This is a genomic window from Amphritea sp., assembly GCF_050300915.1.
GTDB lineage: Bacteria > Pseudomonadota > Gammaproteobacteria > Pseudomonadales > Balneatricaceae > Amphritea.
In genome coordinates, this window is the sequence record NZ_JBNKYN010000062.1 from 1 (window position 1) to 25,469 (window position 25,469).

Below are 25,469 nucleotides of genomic sequence, written 5' to 3' on the forward strand. Positions count from 1 at the left end.
CGGAATTAGCTCAGTTGGTAGAGCGGAACCTTGCCAAGGTTCAGGTCGTCGGTTCGAGCCCGATATTCCGCTCCAGTTTCACACCTCCTCTCAATATCTTGTAATTTCCCCTTATCGCACGGCAGTTAATTTAAAGTCACAACAGCACTCATAACTCTTTGAAAAGCCATAATGTTGTATCCAGCATTCGGTTGGAGAAGCCCCATTCGTTATCGTACCAGGCAAATACTTTCACCAGCCCATCCATGACTCGTGTCTGGGTGCTGTCAAAAATAGATGATGCAGAGTGGTGGTTGAAGTCTACTGATACCAGTGGCAGTTCGTTGTATTCAAGGATATTTTTCAGACTGCCTTTTGAGGCCTCCAGCATCAGCTGGTTAATCTCTTCAACAGAGGTTTTTCTGCCCGGGGTAAAGCACAGATCGACCAGAGAGACATTAGCGGTAGGCACCCGTACTGCCATGCCTGTCAGCTTGCCTTTGAGTTCTGGCATCACAATACCCACCGCTTCAGCGGCACCGGTGCGGGTTGGGATCATCGACAAAGTAGCAGCCCTGGCGCGGTAAATATCGTTACTATAAACATCTGATAGATGCTGATCATTGGTATAGGCATGGATAGTGGTCATAATGCCTTCTTTAATGCCAATGTTATCGTTGAGAATCTTTGCTACCGGCGCCAGACAGTTAGTTGTACAAGAGGCGTTGGATATGACTTTATGTTCCGGCTTAAGGATCGACTGGTTAACGCCATAAACAATGGTGGCGTCAGCATTTTTAGCCGGAGCCGAGACCAGCACCCGTTTAGCCCCCTGGTCCAGATGGACGGATGCGGCCTCACGGCTGGTAAAGCGTCCGGTACACTCGTAGACGATATCGATCTCCAGCTCAGCCCACGGCAGGGCATGGGGGTCCGCTTCGCTGAGTATTTTAATGCGATCACCGGCAACCTGCATGATGTCGCCCTCAGCACTGACGGGATAGCTAAAATGGCCATGAACACTATCAAATTCAGTAAGATGGGCATTCACCCGGCTATCGCCAAGATCGTTAATGGCAACAATTTCAATCTGACGGTTCTTGCCTGACTCATAAAGGGCGCGAAGTATATTGCGACCGATGCGACCATAACCGTTAATCGCGACTCTGATTGTCATGCTGTGCTCCTTTTGCTGCTCTCTTGGTTTTATCTCAGCATAAGATGATAATGGCGGAAATCAAAGTTCTGGTTGGTGTCGTCAGTCTTGCTATTCACTATTTTGTGTTTTGAATGCAGCTGATATAGCTGGTAGCGCCCAGGCGGCTGATATAAGATAAGTATCTAATATGTATTATGTATTTTTAATATCATGACGATGACGCCAAAGACCTACGAAAAAGTATTTGAAATCGCAGATAGCCTGCTGGCGCAGGGTCGCAAGCCCACGCAGCAGATGGTGCGCAATGAGCTGGGGTCAGGCAGTCTGACCACCATCAACAAAGCACTGAATGACTGGTGGCAGGGGCTGGGTAAGCGGCTGATTGAACAGAACGCTCGCCCGGATATTCCCGAGCCGGTATTTACCAGCGCCAATACGCTGTGGCAGCAAGCTCTGGCTTATGCTGAACATCAGTTATCCGGGCAGCGGGAGCAGCTTGAGCAGCGTTATCTGCAGCTAAAATCTGAGCTGGACGGGCGCAGCACGGAGAGTCGTAATGATCTGCGCCGCCTCCAGGATCTGTCAGATAAACTTCTGAATGAAAACCAGCGCAGTCTTGAAACAATCGCTGAGCTGCATAAAAAACAGCTTGCTCAGGATGAGCGAGAGATGCGTCTGGAATCTGAAAATCGTGATCTCAGACGGCAGGTTAAAGAGTTTGAGATCACGCTTGCGCAGCTTGAGCGCAATGGTGGCGGTAGTCATCAGCAGGAATTACTGGAATATCAACATAAAAATCAGTACCTTGAAGGAGAGTCTTCAAGGCTGGAAAAACATGCTCAGATACTTCAGGATGAGAACCGGCAGCTCCGGGAGTCCTTGCTTGAAGCCGAACGACGCAGCATCAAAGAGAAACACCAGCTGGAGCAGGTTATAAGTCAACAGGATCTGCGCTATCGTGAGATGGAACAAAGGCTTAAAGCGGGCAGTGGAGATGCATTGTTTGAAGCCCGGTTAAAGGAAAAAGAGAGTGAAGTTGAACGGCTCCACTCTTTGCTGGAAAACTTTAAGTTAAAGTCATAACTAACTGAATATTAGAGACTATGGATACATATCTGGATAAAGGCTCAGCGTACGCGGAGATACTTGAGGGGATTAAAGGTTGTGACCCGGATGGTGCTGTTTGCTGTACGGATGAAGCGGTTTTTAATCTGGCTAAGGTCGTGCTGGTGAAGGAAAAGCTGGCTGGTATTACGTTGCAGCTGGTTGATGAGCAGGGCTATGCGACCCGGCAGGTCACCAGTAAAAAGCCATCGGATGACCAGCCAAGTGATCGTCACCTGAGCACGCGCCAGGCTGCGGTTATCCGGGCGCTGGAAAAGGTGCTGCTGCACTGTAAGAAAGAGGGTATTAAACTGATCGGTTATAGTGATGAACTGGTTGCAATGCCGGTGGTAGTGCGTTCTGATGATGTTTCTCCGGCGGTTGCCCTGGATATCGATACCCATGGGGTTTATCGCGGAGCAGACAGCGTTATTGGAAACGACGCTAACAATTGATCTGGTCACTTCATTCCTGCAAGTTGATCGGTATAATTAGCCCGTTGATGGAATCTTCAAATGGATCTGAACTATAAATGAGTGCTATCAAGGTATTATTGGTTGACGATCATCCGGTTGTCAGAGCAGGCTTTCAGCGACTGCTGGATAACGACAGCCGGATTGATATCATTGCCGAGGCTAGCAGTGGGCAGGAAGCGGTAGAAAAATATTTCGCGACTCGGCCTGATGTTGTCATTATGGATCTTTCCATGCCTGCAGATGCGTCTGAAGGTGAGGGGGTTCAGATTTACGGCGGTCTTGAAGCGATACGCATTATTCGCGCTAAAGACCCTGACGCAAAAGTTCTGGTTCTCACCGTCATGGAAAGCGAGCCGTTTCCGGCACATGTGGTGCAGGCTGGTGCATCGGGCTATCTCACCAAACGGTGTGCCCCTGACGAGCTGCTGAAAGCTGTGTACGAGGTCTCAGAAGGGCGCACGTACTATGCAGAGTGCATACGTGAAATGCTCACTCCTGGCGCAGCAGATAGCAACTCGCCCTTTAGTAAACTCACCAAGCGTGAATTTCAGATATTCTCCTGTCTGGCGCAGGGCCAGTCAGCCGCCCAGATCGCTGAAAAGATGTTTCTCAGCCCTAAAACCGTCCACGCCCATCGCGCCAATATCCTGCGCAAACTGGGTATCAACAACAACTCTGAACTTGTACATATTGCAATACGTCATAGTATTGTAGAGGCCTGAATATTTCATTCAGACCGCACTATAACGGCGTGCCAATTCGAGGCGTAACTATGTACCATCAGGATCAGTCCGAGCTTATTTTAGAGGCAGATTTTCTCTGGCGTGAAATACATGTCGGTGATGATATCTATCTCGATGCAGACTTTTACAGTAGTAACCGGCGGTTGCTATGCCGGGGCGCGCCTTACCAGGTGCTCGCTAAAATCGATAAGCTTTGTGGTGCTCAGGAACTGATAGTGCAGTCATATCAGACTCGGGAATTGGTGTCTGTTTCTCCCTATCTGGTTTGTAGTTACGAGTCACCGGAACATCCGATTATGATCTCCTGATTACCAATTTCCCCGACATTTTGTAACCAGTAAACGCAGCAGGCAATCATCGATTGCCTGCTTTTTTTTGCGCGCGCAGAGTCGTCTTTGACCAGGGATTGGTGGCAAAACTCTGAATTTTTCACCTGGCGCAGCGTGATTCTCATTTATTTTTTAGCTTCCGAAGTAAGCCTTAGCTAGCCTGAAAGGCTTTTAAATGGGCTTATCTCTATAAATATATAACTTCGTATAATGTATATTATGTTAAATAATATAATTATCGAGGTGATACAGCGCTCTCCCTGGTGGGTGCAGGCCTGCCCTCAGCGATTTAACCTAATCAGAATGATGGGCACTGCTCTAGATGCTAATAATCGCGCTACTGTCAGCCCTGGCTATTGGCAGTGACGATTTGAAGATAGATGTAATATGTGCGGAATCTGTTTCGTGCGGAGAGCGTCGAAGAATTCAGTTTTGTGGGTTAAGTATGGCAAAACGTAACGCAGCGCACGATACGCTTCATTGGTAAAAACCTACGGCGGTTTTCTGGATGTAACGTTGTTCTGGACGTAACACTGAGTAAAAGCATTACGGCTCGAAGTCAGTTCATAACAATTTGTAGAGTGTTAGTCAGGTCTGGTTACGAGCCCTATTTAAGAGACCGATCAATCATCAATGAAAGCTTAAAAGGCCGCCTTTTACTTTAGGTGCAGAGAGCGCTGATAATTCAAGTTTACTGAGTTGGTTAGCCACACATGCAATCTCCTGTTCTGCTTCAAGTGGTCTACGTCTGTTCGTTATCGTTCTTTGATTCGTGGAGAACTGTTCTAATGTGATGATGTGCAAAACCAAGCCGCTATGCCATTGAGGCTCTGCTCTAAGAATCTGCCTGGTGCTAATCGCTTTTCGGATTACACCGTCCAACTTATCGTACTGGTATGTCTGGATCTGCGTTTCAGTGCAGCTGAGCTTTGATAGGAATAGATTTGCTCGTTAGTTCCCCGATTTCGACAGATCATGGCCGCTGAATATTACAGAAGACAGAATGGTTATCAGATTGCTGCAAGAAGTGCTTAAGCGTAAGCGTTGTGGCTCTGACGAGGATCATATTTGTGACAGCTTTCAGGCTATCGTAGATGCCATAAGCAATGAACAAGATAGCAAATATAGGGATTCATTTGATTACCAGTAGTAGACACTACTGGTAATTGAAGAGACTTCTACATACAATCAGATTCATATCACATGGTGGTTTCAATTGAACCTGAAACTTGAGTTCACCTTAATTGAAACAGCCCTATCCATCACTACCACGGTGCTTAGAGCCGATAGACAAGTTAGGTGTACCCTTAAGTATTTCAATTAACGTGAAACTCTTTTACAAACAAGAGCCAGCTATCCCTGCTAGATTAATTGCATTTATAGGTATTTTTGGTAGGAAATTATCGTGCGGAGAGCTTTGAAAAATACTTTTTCGTCGGTAAAGTGTCGTAAAGAGCAACGTACACACGCTGCTTCTTTACGCATTATTTAATGTACATACACACTCTGTCCCTGGCCTGGGTATTTCTCGTAAATGTGCATAAACACTTCTGAGCACGCTTTGGGCCACAGATCATCATCATAAGCTTCTGGAAGCTCGTCTAAGACCTCTTCGATAAGGTTTTTGATCTTAGCCTTGGTGCGTTGTTTCTTACGCCAGTCAATCACCAGAGCGTCCTGCATCTTTTCAATAAGCATCTTAGAGATCGCTTTAACCTGAGTACGTTCTTTATCAGACAGTGTTACGTCTTCTAACAATAGATCGAAGATAGCCAGCTCTTCCTCACTAAGACCTTCCTTAACGGTACGTTTATCTTCTTCATTCAGTTCTCGAATAAACTCTTCAAGTTTTCTGAAAAGTTCCTCAGCGTTGTAGGCACCGAGATTATACTCCTCGATCATATCCATAAACTTCTGCTGCAGATCCTGGCGGGTGCGGTTGCGCATCACCATTGGTTGGAGTTTCCGCTCAATGATATTTTTAAGACGTTCGGCATCAGATTGCTTAGGGCTTGTAATGCGTGAAACCATCTCTGCCAGTGCATCAAAGTCGATACCCGCAATATTAATGGGTTCGGGTAAATTGCTGTTTATATTGATAGTTTCTATGGATTCATCCAGCAGCTCATTAACCTGCTTGCGAACCACATCCAATACATCTTCATCATCGATGCTCAGGCCTGATTTTTCACGCATCTGCTTATAAATAACGTTGATGGCGATACGGTGTGGCGTATATTCGGTTGCGCTGTCATCTGGCAATATGGCTTTAAAGATGCGGTTTATCTGCCTCAGAAATGCTATAAACTCCTCTTTATATTTAGGATTCAGTAGTATCTCGCTGGCTTCATCAAGCAGTATCAGCTTGGTAAAATCTGTTGCGGGAGCATCAAGAATGTCCTGTAGATCGATATCGCACTTTTTCAGATAGATAACCAGATCAGCGATAGCTGTTTTAAGTGCAGAAAGCAGCTCTGATTTATCCCTGGCAGGGGTGTCAACTGTGTAAGCCCCCTGCTCTTCAGTTACGCCACCACCATAAAGCCCTAAAGCATGCTGTAGTGCGCCAAAAATATTGATGTAATCAACAATCTGTCCAACGGCCTTTCCTGGGTAAACACGGTTGGCGCGCGCTATGGTTTGCATCAATGTGTGGCTTTTAAGTGGCTTATCGATATACAGAGTCGAAACCGCAGGTGCATCAAAACCTGTTAGCCACATGGCGCAAACAAATACGATTCTTAAATCATCATCGGGATCTTTAAACTTCTCATCCAGCTTCTCTTTTACAAAGCGTTCCCGATGGGTTTTGTAATCAAGCCCACGTTTAGCCAGCTTTTCGTCATCATTCTGACCACCTGACACCACCACAGCCATATCAGCAGACTGCATGTGCTCTATCTGATATTCGATTCTGGCAAGTCGGGAGCCTGACAGGTGTTTTGCCTGCAGCTGAAGACTGGAGAGCTTCTTCTTCCAGGCCTTTTGTACCTGGTCATACATGCGAATAGCTGTGGCTTTATCAATTGAAACCACCATCGCCTTGCCTAAACGACCATCTTTGAAAGGTTCGCGGTTGATATAGTGGTTAACCAGGTCTTCAGCAATCTCTTCAAGGCGATCTTCACGGGTGATGATGTGATATTGCTTTGCGAACTCGGTTTCTAATTTAGCTTCCTGCTCATCGCTCAACTCGGCATCGTCCAGAATCTCAGCGATCTGCTCACCGATGTTATCAGCTAACAAGGTCACTTCTGGGACTCGGTTTTCGTAATAGAGAGGCAGTGTAGCGCCATCATCTACCGCATCTGAGAAGTTATAAATTGATACATAATCACCAAACACTTCACGGGTTTTCTCTTCGCCAGACAGCAGCGGTGTACCAGTAAAGGCCATAAACGAAGCATTAGGCATCGCTTTGCGCATATTCATGGCAAGGGAGTCATACTGGCTACGATGCGCTTCGTCCGTGATAACGATAATGTCATCCCGTTCAGAAAGAATGGGGTAATCGCCCTTCTCATCGCCTTTAAATTTTTGGATCAGAGTAAATACAAAACGGTGATCTTCAGCCAGCAGTTGTTTTAGTTCTGCGCCTGACTCAGCCTGGCAGGCTTCTGTAATCATGCCTGTGGCATTGAATGTCTTATAGATCTGATCATCCAAATCAGTACGGTCTGTCACCAGCACAAAGGTCCAGTTACCTGTATAGCGTCGAAAGGCCTTACGGGTAAAGAACACCATAGAGAAGCTTTTACCGCTCCCCTGGGTATGCCAGAAAACACCCAGCTGACCTTTAGATAGGTTTGAACCACGGGCCTTCTGATCAACTGAGTCCAATCCAAGCAGTGCCTGATTCACACCCAAATACTGATGGTACTTGGCGACAATCTTTATAGTTTCTTTAGCTCGAACATACAGAACATAGTTCTCAATAATATCCAGCATTCTGTGTTGTTCGCATACCCCGCGAATAACCACCTCTAAACTGACTTTACGAGGTTCAGATTCCGACTCAATTTTTTTCCATTCGGCAAAGTGTTCCCACTGGCTGGATATTGTCCCTACACGGGAACGAATGCCATTTGAAATAATAATTAATTGATTAAATACAAAAAGTTGCGGAATAGTGTTGCGGTAATCTTTTAAGTTGTCTTTGTAACCGTTGATCAGTTCTTTGTGGCTGGCCTTTAACTCTACGAAGAGCAATGGCAGACCGTTTACAAAACCCAAAAGATCAGGACGACGGTTCTCAATTTCACCCGTAATAGTCATTTGGCTACAGAGCAGAAAGTCATTGTTTTCTGGTTGCTGCCAGTCGATAAAGCGAACAGTACAGTCCTCTTCATCTTCAGCGGTGCTGATGTAGTCATAACCATCCTTGAGAAGACCATAGACCTCCTCATTCGCGGCAATCGGGCTCATCACACTGCGGTCACGACTAATCTCGTCAATCGCTTCCTGTAGGATGCGTGCAGGAATTTCAGAATTAAGGCTTGTTAAGGTGCTACGAAGACGACTGTACAAAATGACATCATTACGGGTTTCTCTGCCTAAGGGGTGTCCTTCGGCTTTCCCTGCTTCACCAAAGCTTTCTTCCCAGCAGGTAACCGTTTGCCAGTTCAACTGACCAAAAAGGTTAATTGCTGGCTGTTCAATCAATCCATCTTCTGTGTAGGTCATCTATCCGTATTCCTTAACACATACCTATAGTGCTTTGTCTTTGCTCACAACAGGATAAAGCAGTGGTTCCAACGGTTTTTGATTAAAACTCACACCTTCTTTATCACATGCTGACTGTACCCGTGCAATAGCGGCATTGTTAATCGCCTCAATATAATTCGGTGAACCTTTATATTGCCAGTACCTGTTACCTTGCAGATCTTCAGTGACATCAAAGAGCTGAGCTTTTAGTAGTGTAGCCAGACCTTTACGAATATCGCTGGATGTCGCGCCCCGCATAAGCTTTTGCCCTTTTTCAGGCGATACGCGTTGAACCAGGTTCTCTTTAAGGTCTGACACCTCAATTGCTTCTGTTCCAATCAGTGCATTATGGAGATTAACGATCAGATTATGAGAAGCAAAAGGCCAGTTCATCTTTCGCAGAAACTTTCTGTATTGTTCTGTAATCTCCGTTGAGTTATCAGAACTATCGCTCAAATTACGATTAGGACTAAACTGAGCCATCCAATGCGTCTTGTTATCTTCCTGGAAGGTCTCAATATTTGGTATATCTCGCATAAAGGTTGAAAAGTTGGGATACCCCCAGCTACGCTCGTCAAAGGCGTTATCACGGGTCATTAGCGTATTCTTGATAGCACTTAATGGCATTGGCTCGTTATTAGCTTCTAATAGCTCCTCTACCAGCGCCCTTACTTCGCTAAGTTCATACTGCGCATCCTGCTCCTCCGCTATATCGGTATAGATATAGCGAGTGCAGGAGGATTTTACGCTTTCGCTTAATGGCGAGCGCGGCCCTACCCCTATCACCTCTTTACCCATCTCCCGTAAGCGTCGGAACAATGGGGAGAAATCAGAGTCACCCGTAGCCAGTACTATCTGCTCAATATCCGTTACACGGATAGCGTTTTCCAATACATCCATTGTTAACTGGATATCAGCAGAGTTTTTGCCACTGACAGGATGAAAGCTATGAACCAGATCGAAACCCAGACGATTCAGTGGTGCCTGTAATTTTTGTATATGGGGACTGCTCCACACACCGTAAGCTTTACGGGTAACTATACGGCCCTCTTCACTCAGATCATTGACCAGTTTTTCCAGGCCGTCCTCTTTTACCCATTGAGTGAGATTCTCCACATCAACGAATATCGCTATTTTCGTTTTATCCATGTGCTGTTGTCCTTATCCGTATAAAACCTGCCTAATTCAAAGAATGCAGCAGCTTAGTCATCTCTTCAATTGGCCAGAAACATTCACTCTCTTTCATCCCTTTGATACGACAGGGGCGCTTGCTTAATCTGACGCAGGTGCTGTAGATCGGTAGATCCATTACTGAGATACCATCATAGTGAACAGTCCAATCCAGCTCCTGAATCAACTGGTTCAACGTCCCTTGTACCGAACGGTCACAGGTCGTATCGAACTGCAGAGCAGGAAGCTGTTGGCAGGTCGCTTCGATCAGGGCGGGATCAACACCCGCTTTTAGTAAGGTGTTAACAAACAGATCGCTAAACCAGTAATCGAACGCTTTCAGCTCTTTGACCGTTGCGCCAATCAGTGCCAGCGCAAAGCGGGTTTGATCATGACAGAACACCACACACTGGCGGCGCTGTATGGTGGTGATATTGGCGTGCCATGAGCCAATAGAGTTCTCTGTGCCACTTGAACACTGCTCAGAAGCCAGAGGTGTTTGACTCACTGCATGGCCAGCACTCTTTAATTTGGCAGATAGCTTCTGAGTGCAGTGAATATTCATGCTGAGGCTTGCTCTACCTGGCTTAGATCGATCTGGCCGCTGATAAGTTTGGGGAGCAGGAGGTCGCGCTGGGCTTTGAGGTTTGCATTTTTAGCTCTAAGATTTTTTAGTTGAGAGAAAATTGGTCTCATTACGCTATCAAACTGCTCTAAAACCATAGGTACAGGGAGAATTAGCTTGTTGCTGTATGCAGATTCTCTGTTGAGGCCTGGCACTGCAGCATCTGAATTATGGAAAGTCTGATTGAGCAAGTTAAAATACAAAAAGAATTTTGAATGTTCGCTCTTTACATAAAATACGGTATCAATTGGCCAGCAATCGTTATCACACCAGAAAACACTTCCAACATTTCCTTTTCGGCCAACTATAATGCACGGCCCGTTTACTAGTGCTGTGTCATGAAATCCACCAACCCCGCCGCTACCATATACGGCAATATCTCCTCCATTTCTATCTGCCTTCTTAAGAGCCTTACCGTAAGCAAGCTCGAGTGTTTCTTTGAGTGTTTGAACCTTCCACCCCTCAGGAATCAACCCAAGCGGAGATTCAACCATCTGGCACTGTTCGTACCCTGGGAAGCGGAATTTAACAAGCCACTCACGGTAGAGGGACTGGGCCATCTCTTCCAGAATGGCGATACGGCGGTTGTTGTTTTCGATCAGGTTGTCAAAGGACTTTAGCTTTTTGACAGCCGCTTTTTGAAAACTTAAAGGTGGTGAAGGAACCTTTAACGCTTTCATGTTTGTAATGTTGATATTTTGCTGTACTGCGCCTGTAGCTATGGAGAGTACTCTCTCCCTTCCCGATGGGGAATTAAAAAAATATCTATAAAACTGAGGATCAGATCCGTCTTTAAATGTAAATCTGATCAAGAATGCCCCAGGTAATACAGGCTTGTAGAATTCTTTAAACACAGAAGCTATACCAACAGTCCCAGACCGACTGATAACTAAATCTCCTTTGTTTAAAAAGTGTTTTTTGAACTTAGATTCCTCAAGACTGGCAAGTGGCATACCTTCGTAATTAAGATTACCGTCACTGTCCAAGTCTGTTGTTCTTAAGGTGGCAATTGAACCGTCATGAGCATAACAATCACTGCTAAACCTCGGTCCAAATGCAGAATCACTCAGCAGCGTCTCAAATGGGACCTCTTCAAAAACATGTACTGGCTTCATCGAGCCCCCCCGACAATTTCGGTAATGTTCTTAGAAATCTCATTTTCCAATAGATGTGCTTCAGAATTTAATACTTCCAGCTCTTCCTGTAGCGCCTCAAGTTTCGCTGCAAAGTCCTCATCATGCTCGTCTTCACTTGCAGAGATACCAATATAGCGCCCTGGGTTAAGCGACCAGCCTTGCTGTTTGATCTCTTCTATCGTCGCAACCTTACATAGCCCCGCAATATCCTGATACTGCCCTTCAGGAAAGTGTTTATCGACCGCCCAATCGCCATTGTTGGCTTCTTCAGGGTGTTGATTAAGATAGACATTATCAATACCTTCACCACGATAGAGACGCACGATATTGGCGATAAAGTTTAGCTGTTCGCTGGTGTAATCACGCACTGCACGTGTCACCTGGCGGAAGATGTGACGGGCATCGATGAACAGGACTGTATCTTCCCGATCAGTGCCCTTTTTGGCTTTATCAAAGAACCAGAGTGAGCATGGCAGGGTGACGGTGTAGAAGAAGTTGCTGGATACCGCGATCATTACATCCACTGCTTTGGCTTCAATCAGCTGCTGACGGATATTCTGCTCAGAAGCTCTGGCATCGCTGGCAGAGTTTGCCATCACGAAACCCGCTCGGCCTTTGTCATTCAGTGCGGCATAGAACAGCTGAATCCAGAGATAGTTACCGTTATCGGTACGTGGCATTCCGAATGGGAAACGGGCTTTATCATCTATCAGGCGATCCTTCTGGATCTCGTTGACGTTGAATGGAGGGTTAGCCATTACAAAATCAAAATTACCCGCGCAGTTATGAATATCTTCGTAGTAAGAGTTACCTTCACGAACATCGCCCTGCAGACCATGAACTGCCAGGTTCATCTTACTCAGACGAACCGTATCCCCTGTTTTCTCCTGACCGAAGATAGACAGTTCGTCAGCAGCATCCCTGTTGTGTTCCTCAACGAAGTTTGCGCAGCTAACAAACATGCCGCCAGACCCACAGGCTGGGTCAAATACCTTGCCGTGAAACGGCTCGATAATCTCGGTAATCAGACGTACCAGTGTAGAAGGCGTGAAGAACTCACCTCCGCCCTGACCTTCAGTTTTGGCAAATTCATTGAGGAAGTACTCATAGATACGCCCGAATACATCTGACCCCATACCGAAATCAATGGCGGCGAAGTTTTTCAGAAGGTCTTTAAGAATAGTGTTATCAAAGCGCGTGTAGGATTTAGGCAGCGCATCTTTAATAGCTTCGTTTTCTGCCTCAAGCGCTTTCATCGCCTCATTGATATTAGCACCAATATTGGCACTTTCAGGCAATTTTAGCAGGTTGGAATACAGCGCTTCTTCAGGTACATACATCGCCCCTTCAGCCTGAATACGGCTCTTGATATCACCACCGCGACGGCGACCAGATTGGCCTTCAAGTTTGGCTGCTGCGTTCTCAAAACGAAACTCTGCGTAGCGCAGAAAAATCAATCCCAGAATCGGGCGGGAATACTCTTGTGCGGTAAGCCCTGTGTTCGCTCGTAAACTATCTGCCGCAGACCACAGGCGTTTCTCTAACTGCTCAATCTTTTTGAAATCAGACACTGCTGTTCCTTACTTACATAGATATAGAAACAGCGGTAAGAAGATGAAGCATCCGCTGCCTATTATTTGATTGCAAATCAGTGTACTACAACACGTTAATAACGTCCCAGTTGAGACGCTGTATTTAATCGGAATCTTTTAATACAGCGGTCAGCTTATGAAGAAACTCGCTGTCGCGCGGGGAAATTTGATTACGCGGATTGATAGCCCACTGACAACATCTGGATACGAGGCCTTCAGTATCACTGGAAGCCATAAAATCATATTTGATGATAACTCCTAGAATCTTAGGGCTTTTTGATGTAATGATTTTTTGCCATATATGGGAATGCTCACGAATAAAACGGTCCATCATCAAGTCGATCTCATATAGGAGGCTGGTAGAATCGCTTGCAACAAAGATACGGTCTCCGTTGTTGAGGATCTTTGAAACATCGAGTGCGACTAGTCCTCTATGATTGCTCCCTACCTTCTTTGAAATAGCATGTTGAAGTTGCTTTGAAGCTTCCCTGACATTTTTTTCAATTTTCTTCTCAGTGGTAACTCTTTTGCATTCAACCCATACGCTAGACTTTTCAAAACGTATTCCTGTATCTGTTTCAGCATCTAAGATTGCTGAACAATGCCTGGTAGGTTTATGGGTTTTTGCTGCCATAACTGCTTCAAAAATGAAGTTTCGAGCTCTTGTAGATTTTGGCGTCTCATCAAAAAGGTTCTCAGGCCCTTTAACCCCATCCTTCAGTTTTGTAATGATACCGCTCAGCTCGGAAGTCGGAGTAAGCTTAAATGCTTCGTATATTGATATAAAGTCCCACATTTCCTGAATTGAATATATGAATGCAGGATAGGAGTTCTTAGCATCCTCTGATGTAGCGGTTTTATATGATCGATTCCACTCTTCAAAAATACGCAGATACTTACACACCCTGCCGTGTTGATAGTTAACCCCCAAAGAATCAAGCCATTTCAATGATTCTCGATACTGAGTAAGAATTGAATCGAAAGATAAAGTAGGTATTGAATCTTGAGTAGGCATCTCTAGCTGCTAAATCATTTAGATATCTGAAAAAGGAATCACACATAATCTACCAGTTATGAGGCTTACTAGCTGATATAGGAATTGCTTCGGTAGGATTGCAACAGCTTCAGTAGCTATGGGCCGCCACTTGCCGTTCATAATCTCTTCCATCTCCGTAGGCCTGTATCGAGCGGTATGGCCCAAATAGAACATTAAAAGGTAAGAGTTACAGAGATGATGATAGTCTCCTTCTTCAAGAGAGCAGTAATACCGATAACCATTCCTGGTTAAAAGAGAAGCGATTCCGAGTTTTTTATACTCCTTAAGGATATTTCCATAAATCGTAGGCCAATTAGATTGGGTTATTCGTTTTCTTCGCTTGCTTCTATAGACAACCTGATAGCCTTGTTCATAGCTGTCTTGAAAGTATTTTTTCCGCTCCCCTTTGAGCATTTTTGATGTATCTGAAACGTTATCTAAGCCCTTCTTATAGCTAAGCTCAGTCATCAAATAAGTTGCTGCTTCGTTCACTTTAAATTTTATATCTATAGGCAGATATTTAGGGCGCTTAAATATGTTTAGGCTTTTAACAATCCCGTGTATCTCAGGGATGAAAGGAACTATCTTTCTTAGAGGGATCTCATGTCTTCCTGTAACAGGAGTACCCATCAACGAGGCAAATTCTTTAAAGATATTCGTGCAATCTCTTATATTGCCTGAGATCGTAAGGATATGTTTCTTATCGTGTGTATTTGTAACACCATGATGTTCTACTACGGTTTCAAGCTTAACCTTATTCACTGCTAATAAAGCTTTCACTAGATTCATCATGCCGTAGTAAAGAAGAGTCCCTTGTGCTGGCATTGCTACTGACTCAGCCGCTTTATAATAGTCTTCAGCAAGAGTGGAGTAATACTTAGCTCTTTTGTAATTTGAACAGTTCTCTCCTCTACTAGACTCAATTTTGGCAAGCAGATGACCATGTAAGAACGACCAAGGATCAGCGGTTAAGCTCATAGGCTCAGCTGGTGAAATAAGTATGTGCGAATAGATGACTTTCTGATACTTGAATTGAGCGTCTTTTACTTCCTGTAATGCCATTAGTATCTATTCCTCTTTGTCATTGTTGTCTACAACAAATGTGATTGAACTCAATACATCATATGGCCGCATAATCCCTGTAAATCCCTCCTCTTCCGTGTAGTAGATATGACTAATATCTGGAAATATCTTCGGATCGATAGGATTAGTTGCTTTAGTGTTGTGGCACATGACAAGGCTATCTGCCCAAGATTCCTCATAAGAAGGATCATCAACATCAACCGAAAATGGAATTGGATGAATAGCTGACTGATCAGGGTTACTAAGAAAACCATTCCTTAGCATTTTTATATCTGCTGATCCTAAGCCCGCTAACTTACCCATACGATTTAAAGCACGGTGCCATTTCGACGACATTCTTTCTCACTTAAACCTGCGGATTTGTACAAATTGAGTGGTAGTTCTGCACGGAAAAACTCTTCTGCAGTCCGTGAGCGATGCATATTTGCAGTACAAAGAAATAAAATATTCATAGGCTGATTATGAGCCAATTTCATAGAAATACACTATTACGTCCTCACAGAGAGTCATTTGGTAAAATTTTCAGTGCACTTCACCCAACTAGATGATTATTCCTAACCGCTTCAAGGCTTCTTCTGTAGTGATAATTCCATTTGCAGCCAACGAGGCGATGTTGGCTAATTCATCAGAAACCTCCAGGCCCGATAGTGAGACATTGGCCTTAACGTTGTCAAGGAGGTTAGATGCTGTCTGATGATTGCTACATAAAGGCAGACAAACCAGGTGATACTGCTCAAAAAAGTCGATTACATCTTCCCAGAAGATCCCCCAGTTGCTCATCTTTGCCTCGGCTTCTACATCAACTAGACAGAATGTACTTCCTAGAAAGTAATTTTCCCAAGAATCTACCAATTCTAATTCACCTAAGAGAACATGAAGTACGGTGTAGCGTGCTATGTATCCTGTGCGTTTGGCTATTTGTGGAAGCCATACAGTATCGTCAGATATTAATGGTAGGCCTCTCAAGTGACAGAATAGTCTGCCTAGTCCTTGCTTTGTTTCGTGATCCAATACAGTTCCTGGTGAACAGAAATTATCCCTGAATTTTATCCATTCGATTGACTCACCTATGTGTTTCAACTGACTTAGAAATTCTGTACTTACACCAACTTCATCAATCGAAGCTAATCGAAGACAATTAGTCATAAACCTAACCTCACACAAGCTGATATTCTAGGTAGCAAACAAGGCCTTCCAATTTAGTAGGGTCTGAAACAATTGCTGACAGTGCAGTGTGTCCTGCATAGTAGTCATTTGGCTTATGAATCCAGCTATTGGCCTGTTGTTCATTTTTGAAAATCGAAAGAAGCGCTTTATAAACTCTCAATAGCCTAAAAGATTGCTCTATACATAGATCACTACAAGGTGGGCAAGGAGCCGCTGTAAGAATTTGTTGAAGATCCCCACTATCGATACTCATTTCTTGTGCTTTTTTTGAGACTACATTACATAGCAGTTCAATTTCATCACTACACTTGAATAAGGCATTATGCTTTCTCGTTCAACTTTATACATGGGACGTCCATCGATGGCATCTCAACTGCTCCCAGTCTAAAAAATAGGAGTACCATCACCATCAGAATTTTTGGATTACCATGGTTTTGATACCTTCTTTCCATAGCTTCCCATCGCCCAATCCCATCCTCGTTCTTTTTGCTCTTTGAGTAACGTTTCCTTTATTTCAGCTACTGGAGCACCTTTGAGCAGCATCTCTTCGAAAACAACACACAAAGGTACATATTCATCTATCCCAAGGTAGCGGTAACGATCGAGCAGGCTATAACCCATAATTTGGCAGATCTCAGCGTAGCGCAGGTATTCTTTCTCAATAGAGCTTTGTTTTGTATATGTAGCTTGCTCCTCTGTCTTACAGGAACTTGCACGGGAAATAAATTCTTCAAAGCTCATATTTTTTTTCAGGCTTGGCTCATTGGGTAACCATTTTCTTTCTACACTTGAATCTGGCAGCAATTCATACCACTTCTTTTTCTTTGCGTAGGAAATAATTTCATCTGCAAAATTAGCTAGGTATTCATTAACGGTCTCTTTCCTTGGGTCGTGAGTATGAAAACTCTCAGGAAACACAGAACAATCAAAATTTAATTCTTCTATCTCAGATGAGGTTAGCGAATAGTAATCAGATATGTATATTGCAACATTTTTTAAAAACGGCATGCTAAAAGTGTCAAACCACCCCTTTGAGCATTTTACAATTTCGCATAACTCTACTGGTAAGTAATAAGTAAAAGAGTTACCAACATATGAGAATACGTCTCTTGAATTCGTTTTGAGATACTGCTCTGTAGCGCTGAGCCTTATCAAGTTCCTGCAGATGTGTTGCATCTCATGCTTTTCAATTTTCCTACGTTCTCTTCTAGGCTCCGTTTTTTCAAACTTACTTAGGACACTGTCGTCGTTCCTCTCAAAAGCAATTTGATACTTGCTGAAGATGTTTGTTCTTAACTCAGTTTCCATTTTTGTGTTCCTATCAAAGCAATATGCTTATCATTGAACCATGGAATAGTATTTTTTGTCTAGTTGGATGGCAATCTAACTATCTGAATTTAAAGGTTTATTTTTCATAAAAGTCAATTTCCAACCCAGTTATACTTATCAAAAAATTATGGTCATATTTCTGAGTTATATAGCAACTTAAGGTCGATTTTGGACTTAAGTTTTTAAGTAAGTCTGATATTTGCGGGTAATTAAGCCCAACTTTTCGTACAGATAAAGATACAAAATTATCTAAGTGAAATTAATTCACTTCAATGAAGTATTAATTGAATAAAGTTCATGATATATGGGGGTTTTTATATTTTAAAGCGTATGTAAAGTGCGGCCTGAATCGATTATTTAGACTTATCTAATATAATTATGGTATATATAATATCTTTTATATCAATGACTTACATTGGTGTTTATGCTTGATTAGCCCATGTTCAATCACTATATTTATTCCTGTCTACGGCATAAACCAAAACAAGTTGCCGTTTAACATGTGGGAGAATATATATGACTGATACAACTGACACGACTGACACAACCGATGTGCCTGATACCTCAGAACGTACATTAGGAAAACAAAGCCCTGTAAAACCTACCCTGACCTTCTGGTCTCTGAAGAATGATTGTGCCTTCTTTATCGAAAGCCAGCTTGAACTTCACTTTGCTTTACAGCTGGAGTTCGACGATAACGTCAAATCCTATGAAACTCAGCCCTTTAAAACGACATATTCTGTTTCAGGGAAGAAACGGACTTACACCCCAGACTTTGCGGTTGTGAACCTCAATAATGAAACCTTCATTATTGAGGTTAAACCTTATAGAAAAACTAAAAGCGAGGCTTTCCAGGTCAAAACGAAGGCTTTGCGTGTTCACTTTCAGAGAGAAAACTCAACCTATTTGATCTTTACTGAAAATGAAATTCGGGATAACGATACAAGTGCAAATCAACAGATTTTGTATCCTTGGCGCTTTGAACCAAAGCCAGGTGATGAATTAGATCTTCTCACGTCATATTTCCATAACGGCTCAGCTTCAGTTATTGAGCTTCAAATACAAGCACTAGAGCTGGATCTAGACAAGAATTTGCCAGTAATAGCCCTTGCCCATGGATTAGTAGAGTGTGACTTATCTCAGTCACTGTCCGATTCTTCCGAAATCTTCTGGAAGGCTACGCAGCACTAGCTCTTCCCCCCTCTTATAACCTTTTAATTTTTTGGAGTTACTATGAAACTCAAGAATTCGTCTGCTCAAAATTTGTCATTTAGCGTATTTGGAAGTCCTGCAAAGGTATCTGAATCTGCGAACAAACGCATGGTTGTTAGTTATCAGGACGGTCGTGATGAAGTCATTTGCCCACATGAATTTGATCGGCATTATCGTGAAGGCAAGATATATCGTATCCAGCCTGAACGACCTATCGAGCGAAGACTAAATTTATCCCTGAATCAACAACTAGAAAAAGCTCGCATTGATGACTATCTGACACACCTTTACGAAGTTACTGGTGGAGCCGTGGGTGGCGTAGAGATTCGCCAACAGGTCATAAACAGGGTTTGGAATATGAGGGGGCGTCTGGAAGGTGATAAACCCTCACCTACCACTGTCTGGCGATGGCACCGTAAAGCGCAGGAGAGCAGTTCAGGTACAGCATGCATTGTTGCGTCAGATATACGTGAAAAGAAAAGTAAATACGAAGGCTCTGTTCGTTCACTTGCTGATGAGTATATCCGTGATCATTACCTTCAAGGTTCTGAACCTTCCATGATGGCTTCGTATCAAGCGTTCTTGGTGTCAGCTATAGATGAATATCAGATCTCTTCTGTGCCTGGTTACACAACATTCCGAAACTGGATAAATGAATTTGATGAGCTAACCATTATCGGTGCTAGAAAAGGTCCTAAAGCTCTTCGTATGGCAAAAAGAGCAGTTAGAAGTAATTTTACTATAAATCGTGTTCTTGAACGTGTTGAGGTCGATGCGGGAAATATTTCTATAGGTGTTACAGATGAGTATGGCAATGTACTTACAACTGTCGTAACAATTTATATCGTACTCGACTGCTTTTCGCGCTCAGTGCTCGGATTTACCTTACAGCTTGGCAAGGGGGAATCTGCGGCTTCCGTTATTGACAGTTATATCCATGCCATCGCCCCGAAAGATCCTAAAGATTACTTTTACTGTGAATCCGATTACCCAATGCAAGGAACTCCGTTAACAATTGTTACAGATGGAGGCCCAGGGTATACAAGTAGAGCAGCTGATGAATTTTGCATGGCTGCGGGCATTACCCCAACCACAGTAGAAACGGGTAGAGGTGACAAAAAACCATTCGTAGAAAGCTTTATCAGAACACTAAGACTGCAGCTCTTCAGAGAGCTACCTGGATACTGCGGTAAATTTAGTGATGATAGAGAACTTGAAGCTCCTGTCGACAAACAGGCTGTGATGAAGTTTACAGACCTACAACAAGTAATCTCTCAGTACATCATCGATGTATACCACCATCAACCACATTCAGGGCTATCAGGTAAAACTCCGTATCAAATATGGACAGAGAATACTGACTCATTTACTAAATACTCATCTTTGCCGTCAAGTTTTGAAACTTTGCGCACAATGCGTGGCCAGATTGAGCGAAGAACTATTCAGGCTCATCACGGTGTGCAAATCTCAGGTATCTTTTACAACAGTAAAGAGCTTCAAGATTACTATCATGACGTTCATATGCCTGGTGATCCAAATCCAAAGGTGCTGGTGGAGTTCAGCCCAAATGACATAAGTGAAATTTCTGTAGTTGATGAACAGACTAATGAAGTGATTCTTGCTATACCAACAGACCCTTCGATTACTGAAGGTATGACCCTTCAGCAGTACAAGATACTAAATCCTCGTTCTGAAACAGAAGAGGAAGATCGTCTAAATGCAGCAAGGCGAATGCGTAAGCTGCGGCAGTCTCAAACCTTAGCTGACGCTCGTGCAACTCATAGTGCAAGAATTAAAGCTGCTAGATCTAGTTCAATGAGACGCCATCAGGCCAATGAGATTACTAAGGGAGTCCATCAAGCGCAGTTGGTATCAGGTGCTAAATCAGGGCTCAGTGATTTAGAAGATGATTGGGAGTTAGGCGATAACTCAGTGATCCCAACCTCTTGGGATGAGGAGGGCTTTGACCTTGACTAAGTATGTAATCAACTCTTGCCCAACTGACCAGTTAATACAGTTTCAAGGGCATACCATCAGGCATCCACGTTTTAATAAGGTGATCGATGCTATTTCTCTTGCACATCGCCGTCGTCGTGGTTTGATTATCATCGGTGAAAGTGGCGCTGGGAAAAGCACTATTCTCAAATATTATGAGAAAAAAATGTATGTAGAGCCAACGGACACTCATGACTACAAAAAAGTAGTGCGGATTAAGATACCACCCTCACCTACGCTAAAGAATGTAACGACATTGCTGCTTCAGGTGCTTGGCGATGAAGCACCAGGGAAAGGAACTCAGAATGATATGGACCTGCGTGTAGCTCGAAAGATTACAACTTTAGGGGTCGAAATGATCATGATTGATGAGTTTCAGGACTTGCTCTATAGCGATTCAGCTAAGCGGATGAGAACTGTTGGAAACTATGTAAAGCACCTCATTGATTCGTTTAACGTCTCGGTCATTCTTGCAGGTTTAGAGAACGCGAGAACGGTTCTAAAGGGGCATGCAGAACTCAAGCGCCGTTTTATGGCTACTTCCGAACTGAAGGCATTCAGTGTTAGAGAGCCATCAGAGTTTAGTTACTTTCAGAAGTATCTTGGTCTTGTTCAAAAACAGATTAGTATCGATACAGTGAGTCTGGATAGTGAGAGCATGGTTTGGCGTATGTTTGTCGCAACCAATGGCCTCCCAGGTAATATCGCTAGTATCGTCGAGACTGCAATCGATTCAGCTGGGGCAGAGCAAAAGCTTAAGATAACCGATTTCATTGATGCGTACGACAGCGTCGTCGATGACCCAACCTCTAGACGGTTTAATCCATTTAGCCGTTCTGCAGCAGATGTCAAGAAAAAGGCTCTGAAAGGAGAAGGGAAATGAAATTTGCTATTCGTCCCAATCCTGAAGCACATGAAGGGCTAAATGGATATCTGATGAGAGTTGCTTATCTCGGTGGCTGGCGTCGTATCAGTGATGTAACTAAGTTGCTTCAGTGGTCAGGCAAGGCAAACTTTTCCAGGGTTTATAAGGATACCTGTAATGACCTTTTGTTAACTGCAGCTCCCGCCCTTCTAAAAGATGCTAGTCAGCTTTCTGAAGCCCTTATTACTACTTGCGATCATCCTTATTTATACGATGAGAATCGAATGATTCAGGATATACGAGTAGATTACCCACGGGTCTGCTTTCATTGCCTAGCAGAGGATAAGAAAATTGACTGGCGTTGGTCTCTGCTGCCAATTTTTCAGTGTCAAAAACATGGTTCAGTATTACAAGATAGCTGTCTTGAATGCGGTTATCAGTTCAAATGGGAAAGTGAATTGTTAGAGCGCTGCCCTGCTTGTGGTTCTAGATGGGAGCCGCTTGCCACTAAACCACAACCAGTAACAGAATCTCAGAAGTATGTATGGTCTGTTTTTGAGTCTTCTAAAGCTCCATCATCACACGTGAAGGGTTGGCTTAGAGATATCTGCCTATCAACCCTAATAGCTGCTAGACCCTTCGACTCGATGTATCAGAAAATCGGATCAATTCCCTCCTCCGTGAGAAATATCAGCAATTTGGTACAAGCTGCGTATAGCCAATTAATAGATCCGCTATATCAGAATCAATGGAAGGAAAGACTGTTTGAAGAAAGGGCTGTTTTGGCGAGTTATTCAAATGAAGCTTCTCTTTATTCATCCAAATATCTAGCAGTGAATTCGGTAACTGAGTGGCCATTAAGTACGGCACTACTCTCACCCAACCAGGTCGGTTTCAATGAAAGCGAAGTTTTCGTTAAGCCTGTTCGTCGTAAACTGATGAAAGTTTGCGATCTTCGATACCAAGTAACAAATAGCCATGTAGCAGAACTGCTAAAGCTACACAATTCTGATATTTCTATCCTTGTTGATGCAGGAGTAATCTCACCAATAAATTCTAAAAGCTCAACTATGGTGCAGCTTTTTGATTTATTAGCCGTCTATAAGTTACTTGAAAGCATTCCCCTTAATGAGAACCTAAAATCAATTGATACGATCAATATCACCCCTAAATCAGCACTTCTGAATGAATACGCTGCCAACTTTGGTCAATTGATTGCTGATGTATTAAGCGGGAAAGTTGATGGCGTCTTTTCAAAGGCTGGCTATTTAAAAGAAATATCTATTGATCGATCTAAACTGATGCCCTGGCTGTTTAGTCAGCTCAAAATTACATGCGAGAACTCTGTCTCGTTACATACCGCTGCGGCTATTCTGAAGTGTAGTGAAAGATGTGTCCTTCAGCTTTCAAAATCTATGGAGATACAACTCGCAAAATGGGGTGGACCTGGAAGAGAGCGTGTTGATGGCCTGTCACTTCTAGCTCATAAGCTACCGTATTCAGCGTAAGCAATACTAATTCTTAAATACACCTGCACAACTTCCATTTACTCATTCTTACCACCTAATCTACAACCTCTCTGATTAGTAGCCTCTTCTCTAACTATAAGTAGACTCCGCCTGCTTACACCTTCACAAAATTATGATATATTTAATACCATATAGATCTAACTAATTGTTTTAAAAGTTTATTTAAGTCAAGTTTCATCTTTGATTGAAATCTGTAGGTTAGGTTCAAGTTATACTGAAACATCATATAACTCTCATTGAAACATCGCTCCTACACCCCAGTAAAACCGCTTAGAAAAAGTTCACTCAAAACTGAAACCACCACACAGACAACTACTTAAGGTTAAGCGTCCCGTGTCGACTACAGAGTTCTCCGGCCTCCCTTTGTTTGATTCCGCTAAGCACTTTAATCAGATTCCCCGAAATGCAGTGTTTCCTGATCAGGCGCCGGCTGTTGAGGCGTTTGTGCTTGGTATTGCTGTAAACGGTGCGCTTGATGACTACCGCTATACCAAAGACTTTCTCTGTAGCTACAGCAAGAAGAGCCAGGACACCTATGAGAAGTTCCGGGGTGATGCTGAACGACTCCTGCTCTGGGCCTGGTTAATCAAGAGGAAATCCATTGTTGAGTTGCGCAGACGTGATCTTGAGGAGTATACCGACTTTGTCGCCAGCCCCGACCCACGCTGGCAGACCGAAACCATAGAAAGGCGTTTTTCCACGGTAAACGGCTTACGGGAGCCAAACCGAAACTGGCGCCCTTTTCGGGTTGCGGGCGCTGGCAAAGGTCGCCTTAACACTAAGTCGTGGCAGGGATTGTTCTCTAACCTCAGTGTGTTTTTTAACTATCTGATGGCCGAAGATTATGCGCCGGGCAATCAGATTCCGATTGTTAAGAAAAACTGCCCCTATCTGAGACAGGAAACCGGCATCAATACCGCTCGCCGGTTATCTGAGCTGCAATGGGAATATCTACTCAGTTCCGCTAAATCCCTGGCCGCGGCTGATCCTCAGCATGAGCGTACGCTGTTTGTGGTCGCCACACTCAAGTCGCTTAAACTGCGTATCTCCGAGCTATCTGAGCGGCCCAACTGGCTGCCGGTGATGTCTCATTTTCATCGGGATCACGAAGGTAACTGGTGGTTCCGCGCCTATGGTAAAGGCTCTAAAGAGCGTGATGTGTCAATTTCCAACGAATATATCGGCTTTCTTCAGCGCTACCGCATCCACAGAGGCCTGACTCCCCTTCCCTCTAAAGACTCTGCTGAGCCGGTTATCGAATCCCGGGTTAAAAACAGAGGCATTGGTAGTCGCCAGCTGCGTAACATTGTTGAAGTCGCGTTGAATGAAGGCTGTCACTCCCTGATAACCGATGGTTTTGATGTCGAAGCCTCAGAACTGCGAGCCGCCACCACCCACTGGTTAAGGCATACAGGCGCCTCGATGGAGGTCGCCGCAGGCCGAAATCTCGCACATGTTCAGGCCGATCTCGGGCATGGCAGCATCAGAACAACCGACGAGCTTTATGTGGATTCCGATAATATGGAACGGGCTTCAAGCGCTAAGAGTCAGGAGGTGTGACTCTGATAATACAGTTGGTTGTTTGTACTTGTTAAAGTGCTTTCTCTGCAAAGTATCTCTCTTTATTGTTGTCGTTACTGAAAAGTAGTGGCTGAAAATATGCCATGCGTGCGCAAGCCCAGGGTCAATCATGCAATGCAAAAACGCATTGCGATGGCCTGCTACCTTCATCAATCTGTACTCACTATAATTATTTCTTTTATGCCTGATCCTGTTTTCTGTTCAGGCGTAATCTAACCCCAATCAGAGATGAGAAGGACTGTTCTGGCTACTGTTGATTTGGCTCATCAGCGTCTCGACAACCTATATCCTGACGTTGATATTACGCCAGCTCATCCCGGGCTAGCCGATCAGATCATATTTCATAGAGTGTGGATTCATGCATATCGTACAACCGGGCAACACAGCGCCCATTGAAAAGAGTCCCAGCGCAGCGGCATACACGCTTGAAGTGACAGGCAAGGAGATCCGCCAGATCGAAATAGCTGCACCTCAGATTCCACCGGGCACGCCGATCAACATCGCGTTTCTGGGCAATGAGAACCATGATCAGCGAGTGAATGCCGCCAGAGTCATTCGGGAATACGGCTTTGAGCCTGTACCTATCATCTCTTCACGCCGCTTACATTCCGAAGAGGATCTCAACCGCCTGATTACGCAGCTAAACCGCGCAGCC

General features: G+C 44.0%; 21 protein-coding genes. 10 read left to right on the forward strand and 11 right to left on the reverse strand.

Annotation, left to right across the window (positions count from 1 at the left end):
* Positions 1-148: 148 nt before the first annotated feature.
* Positions 149-1,156: a type I glyceraldehyde-3-phosphate dehydrogenase gene (gene gap, locus ACQY8X_RS15140; RefSeq protein WP_428035978.1), complete on the reverse strand. Its 1,008-nt coding sequence runs from the start codon at positions 1,154-1,156 to the stop codon at positions 149-151.
* A gap of 192 nt (positions 1,157-1,348) precedes the next feature.
* Between gap and ACQY8X_RS15145 the strand changes: the two genes are divergently transcribed.
* The 4 genes from ACQY8X_RS15145 to ACQY8X_RS15160 all read left to right on the forward strand — a co-directional run bounded on the left by ACQY8X_RS15145 (position 1,349) and on the right by ACQY8X_RS15160 (position 3,769).
* Entirely contained in the window at positions 1,349-2,221 is an 873-nt protein-coding gene (locus ACQY8X_RS15145; RefSeq protein WP_428035979.1) for a DNA-binding protein, read from the forward strand.
* 20 nt (positions 2,222-2,241) lie between these two features.
* Positions 2,242-2,697, forward strand: coding sequence for a response regulator (locus tag ACQY8X_RS15150; RefSeq protein WP_428035980.1), 456 nt, complete (start codon positions 2,242-2,244; stop codon positions 2,695-2,697).
* A 77-nt stretch (positions 2,698-2,774) separates the two neighbouring features.
* Positions 2,775-3,440 carry a response regulator gene (locus ACQY8X_RS15155; RefSeq protein ID WP_428035981.1) on the forward strand — a complete coding sequence of 222 codons (666 nt, stop codon included), beginning with the start codon at positions 2,775-2,777 and terminating at the stop codon, positions 3,438-3,440.
* A 50-nt stretch (positions 3,441-3,490) separates the two neighbouring features.
* Positions 3,491-3,769 (forward strand): hypothetical protein, encoded by a 279-nt coding sequence (locus ACQY8X_RS15160; protein ID WP_428035982.1) that lies wholly within the window; start codon positions 3,491-3,493, stop codon positions 3,767-3,769.
* A gap of 1,509 nt (positions 3,770-5,278) precedes the next feature.
* Here the strand turns inward: ACQY8X_RS15160 and ACQY8X_RS15165 are convergent.
* The 10 genes from ACQY8X_RS15165 to ACQY8X_RS15210 all read right to left on the reverse strand — a co-directional run bounded on the left by ACQY8X_RS15165 (position 5,279) and on the right by ACQY8X_RS15210 (position 17,611).
* Positions 5,279-8,473 (reverse strand): type I restriction endonuclease subunit R, encoded by a 3,195-nt coding sequence (locus tag ACQY8X_RS15165; RefSeq protein ID WP_428035983.1) that lies wholly within the window; start codon positions 8,471-8,473, stop codon positions 5,279-5,281.
* Positions 8,474-8,497: 24 nt separating this feature from the next.
* Positions 8,498-9,643, reverse strand: coding sequence for an NYN domain-containing protein (locus ACQY8X_RS15170; RefSeq protein ID WP_428035984.1), 1,146 nt, complete (start codon positions 9,641-9,643; stop codon positions 8,498-8,500).
* Between the two features lie 31 nt (positions 9,644-9,674).
* The gene (locus ACQY8X_RS15175) at positions 9,675-10,229 is read right to left on the reverse strand and encodes a DUF6933 domain-containing protein (protein WP_428035985.1); all 555 of its coding nucleotides are present in this window, start codon (positions 10,227-10,229) and stop codon (positions 9,675-9,677) included.
* Positions 10,226-11,404, reverse strand: a complete 1,179-nt coding sequence (locus ACQY8X_RS15180; RefSeq protein WP_428035986.1) for a restriction endonuclease subunit S — start codon at positions 11,402-11,404, stop codon at positions 10,226-10,228. The genes ACQY8X_RS15175 and ACQY8X_RS15180 overlap by 4 nt, the downstream gene beginning before the upstream one ends.
* Complete coding sequence (locus ACQY8X_RS15185; RefSeq protein WP_428035987.1) at positions 11,401-12,996, reverse strand: type I restriction-modification system subunit M; 1,596 nt, start codon at positions 12,994-12,996, stop codon at positions 11,401-11,403. The genes ACQY8X_RS15180 and ACQY8X_RS15185 overlap by 4 nt, the downstream gene beginning before the upstream one ends.
* Before the next feature lie 124 nt (positions 12,997-13,120).
* Entirely contained in the window at positions 13,121-14,032 is a 912-nt protein-coding gene (locus ACQY8X_RS15190) for a hypothetical protein (RefSeq protein ID WP_428035988.1), read from the reverse strand.
* An 18-nt stretch (positions 14,033-14,050) separates the two neighbouring features.
* On the reverse strand, positions 14,051-15,115 hold the full coding sequence (locus tag ACQY8X_RS15195) for a YaaC family protein (protein WP_428035989.1): 1,065 nt from the start codon (positions 15,113-15,115) through the stop codon (positions 14,051-14,053).
* Between the two features lie 6 nt (positions 15,116-15,121).
* Complete coding sequence (locus tag ACQY8X_RS15200; RefSeq protein ID WP_428035990.1) at positions 15,122-15,472, reverse strand: hypothetical protein; 351 nt, start codon at positions 15,470-15,472, stop codon at positions 15,122-15,124.
* Positions 15,473-15,676: 204 nt separating this feature from the next.
* Positions 15,677-16,282, reverse strand: a complete 606-nt coding sequence (locus ACQY8X_RS15205) for an antitoxin VbhA family protein (RefSeq protein ID WP_428035991.1) — start codon at positions 16,280-16,282, stop codon at positions 15,677-15,679.
* 444 nt (positions 16,283-16,726) lie between these two features.
* Positions 16,727-17,611 carry a hypothetical protein gene (locus tag ACQY8X_RS15210; protein WP_428035992.1) on the reverse strand — a complete coding sequence of 295 codons (885 nt, stop codon included), beginning with the start codon at positions 17,609-17,611 and terminating at the stop codon, positions 16,727-16,729.
* Positions 17,612-18,148: 537 nt separating this feature from the next.
* Between ACQY8X_RS15210 and ACQY8X_RS15215 the strand changes: the two genes are divergently transcribed.
* The 6 genes from ACQY8X_RS15215 to ACQY8X_RS15240 all read left to right on the forward strand — a co-directional run.
* Positions 18,149-18,823: a Tn7 transposase TnsA N-terminal domain-containing protein gene (locus tag ACQY8X_RS15215; protein WP_428035993.1), complete on the forward strand. Its 675-nt coding sequence runs from the start codon at positions 18,149-18,151 to the stop codon at positions 18,821-18,823.
* Positions 18,824-18,865: 42 nt separating this feature from the next.
* Entirely contained in the window at positions 18,866-20,821 is a 1,956-nt protein-coding gene (locus ACQY8X_RS15220) for a Mu transposase C-terminal domain-containing protein (RefSeq protein WP_428035994.1), read from the forward strand.
* Positions 20,814-21,722: a TniB family NTP-binding protein gene (locus ACQY8X_RS15225; protein WP_428035995.1), complete on the forward strand. Its 909-nt coding sequence runs from the start codon at positions 20,814-20,816 to the stop codon at positions 21,720-21,722. The genes ACQY8X_RS15220 and ACQY8X_RS15225 overlap by 8 nt, the downstream gene beginning before the upstream one ends.
* A complete protein-coding gene (locus ACQY8X_RS15230; protein WP_428035996.1) occupies positions 21,719-23,212 on the forward strand; it encodes a TniQ family protein in 1,494 nt (497 codons plus the stop codon). Before ACQY8X_RS15225 ends, ACQY8X_RS15230 begins: the two co-directional genes overlap by 4 nt.
* Positions 23,213-23,566: 354 nt before the next feature.
* Complete coding sequence (locus tag ACQY8X_RS15235; protein ID WP_428035997.1) at positions 23,567-24,793, forward strand: tyrosine-type recombinase/integrase; 1,227 nt, start codon at positions 23,567-23,569, stop codon at positions 24,791-24,793.
* 379 nt (positions 24,794-25,172) lie between these two features.
* Positions 25,173-25,469: hypothetical protein (locus tag ACQY8X_RS15240; protein WP_428035998.1), on the forward strand; the 297-nt coding region annotated here is incomplete at its 3' end.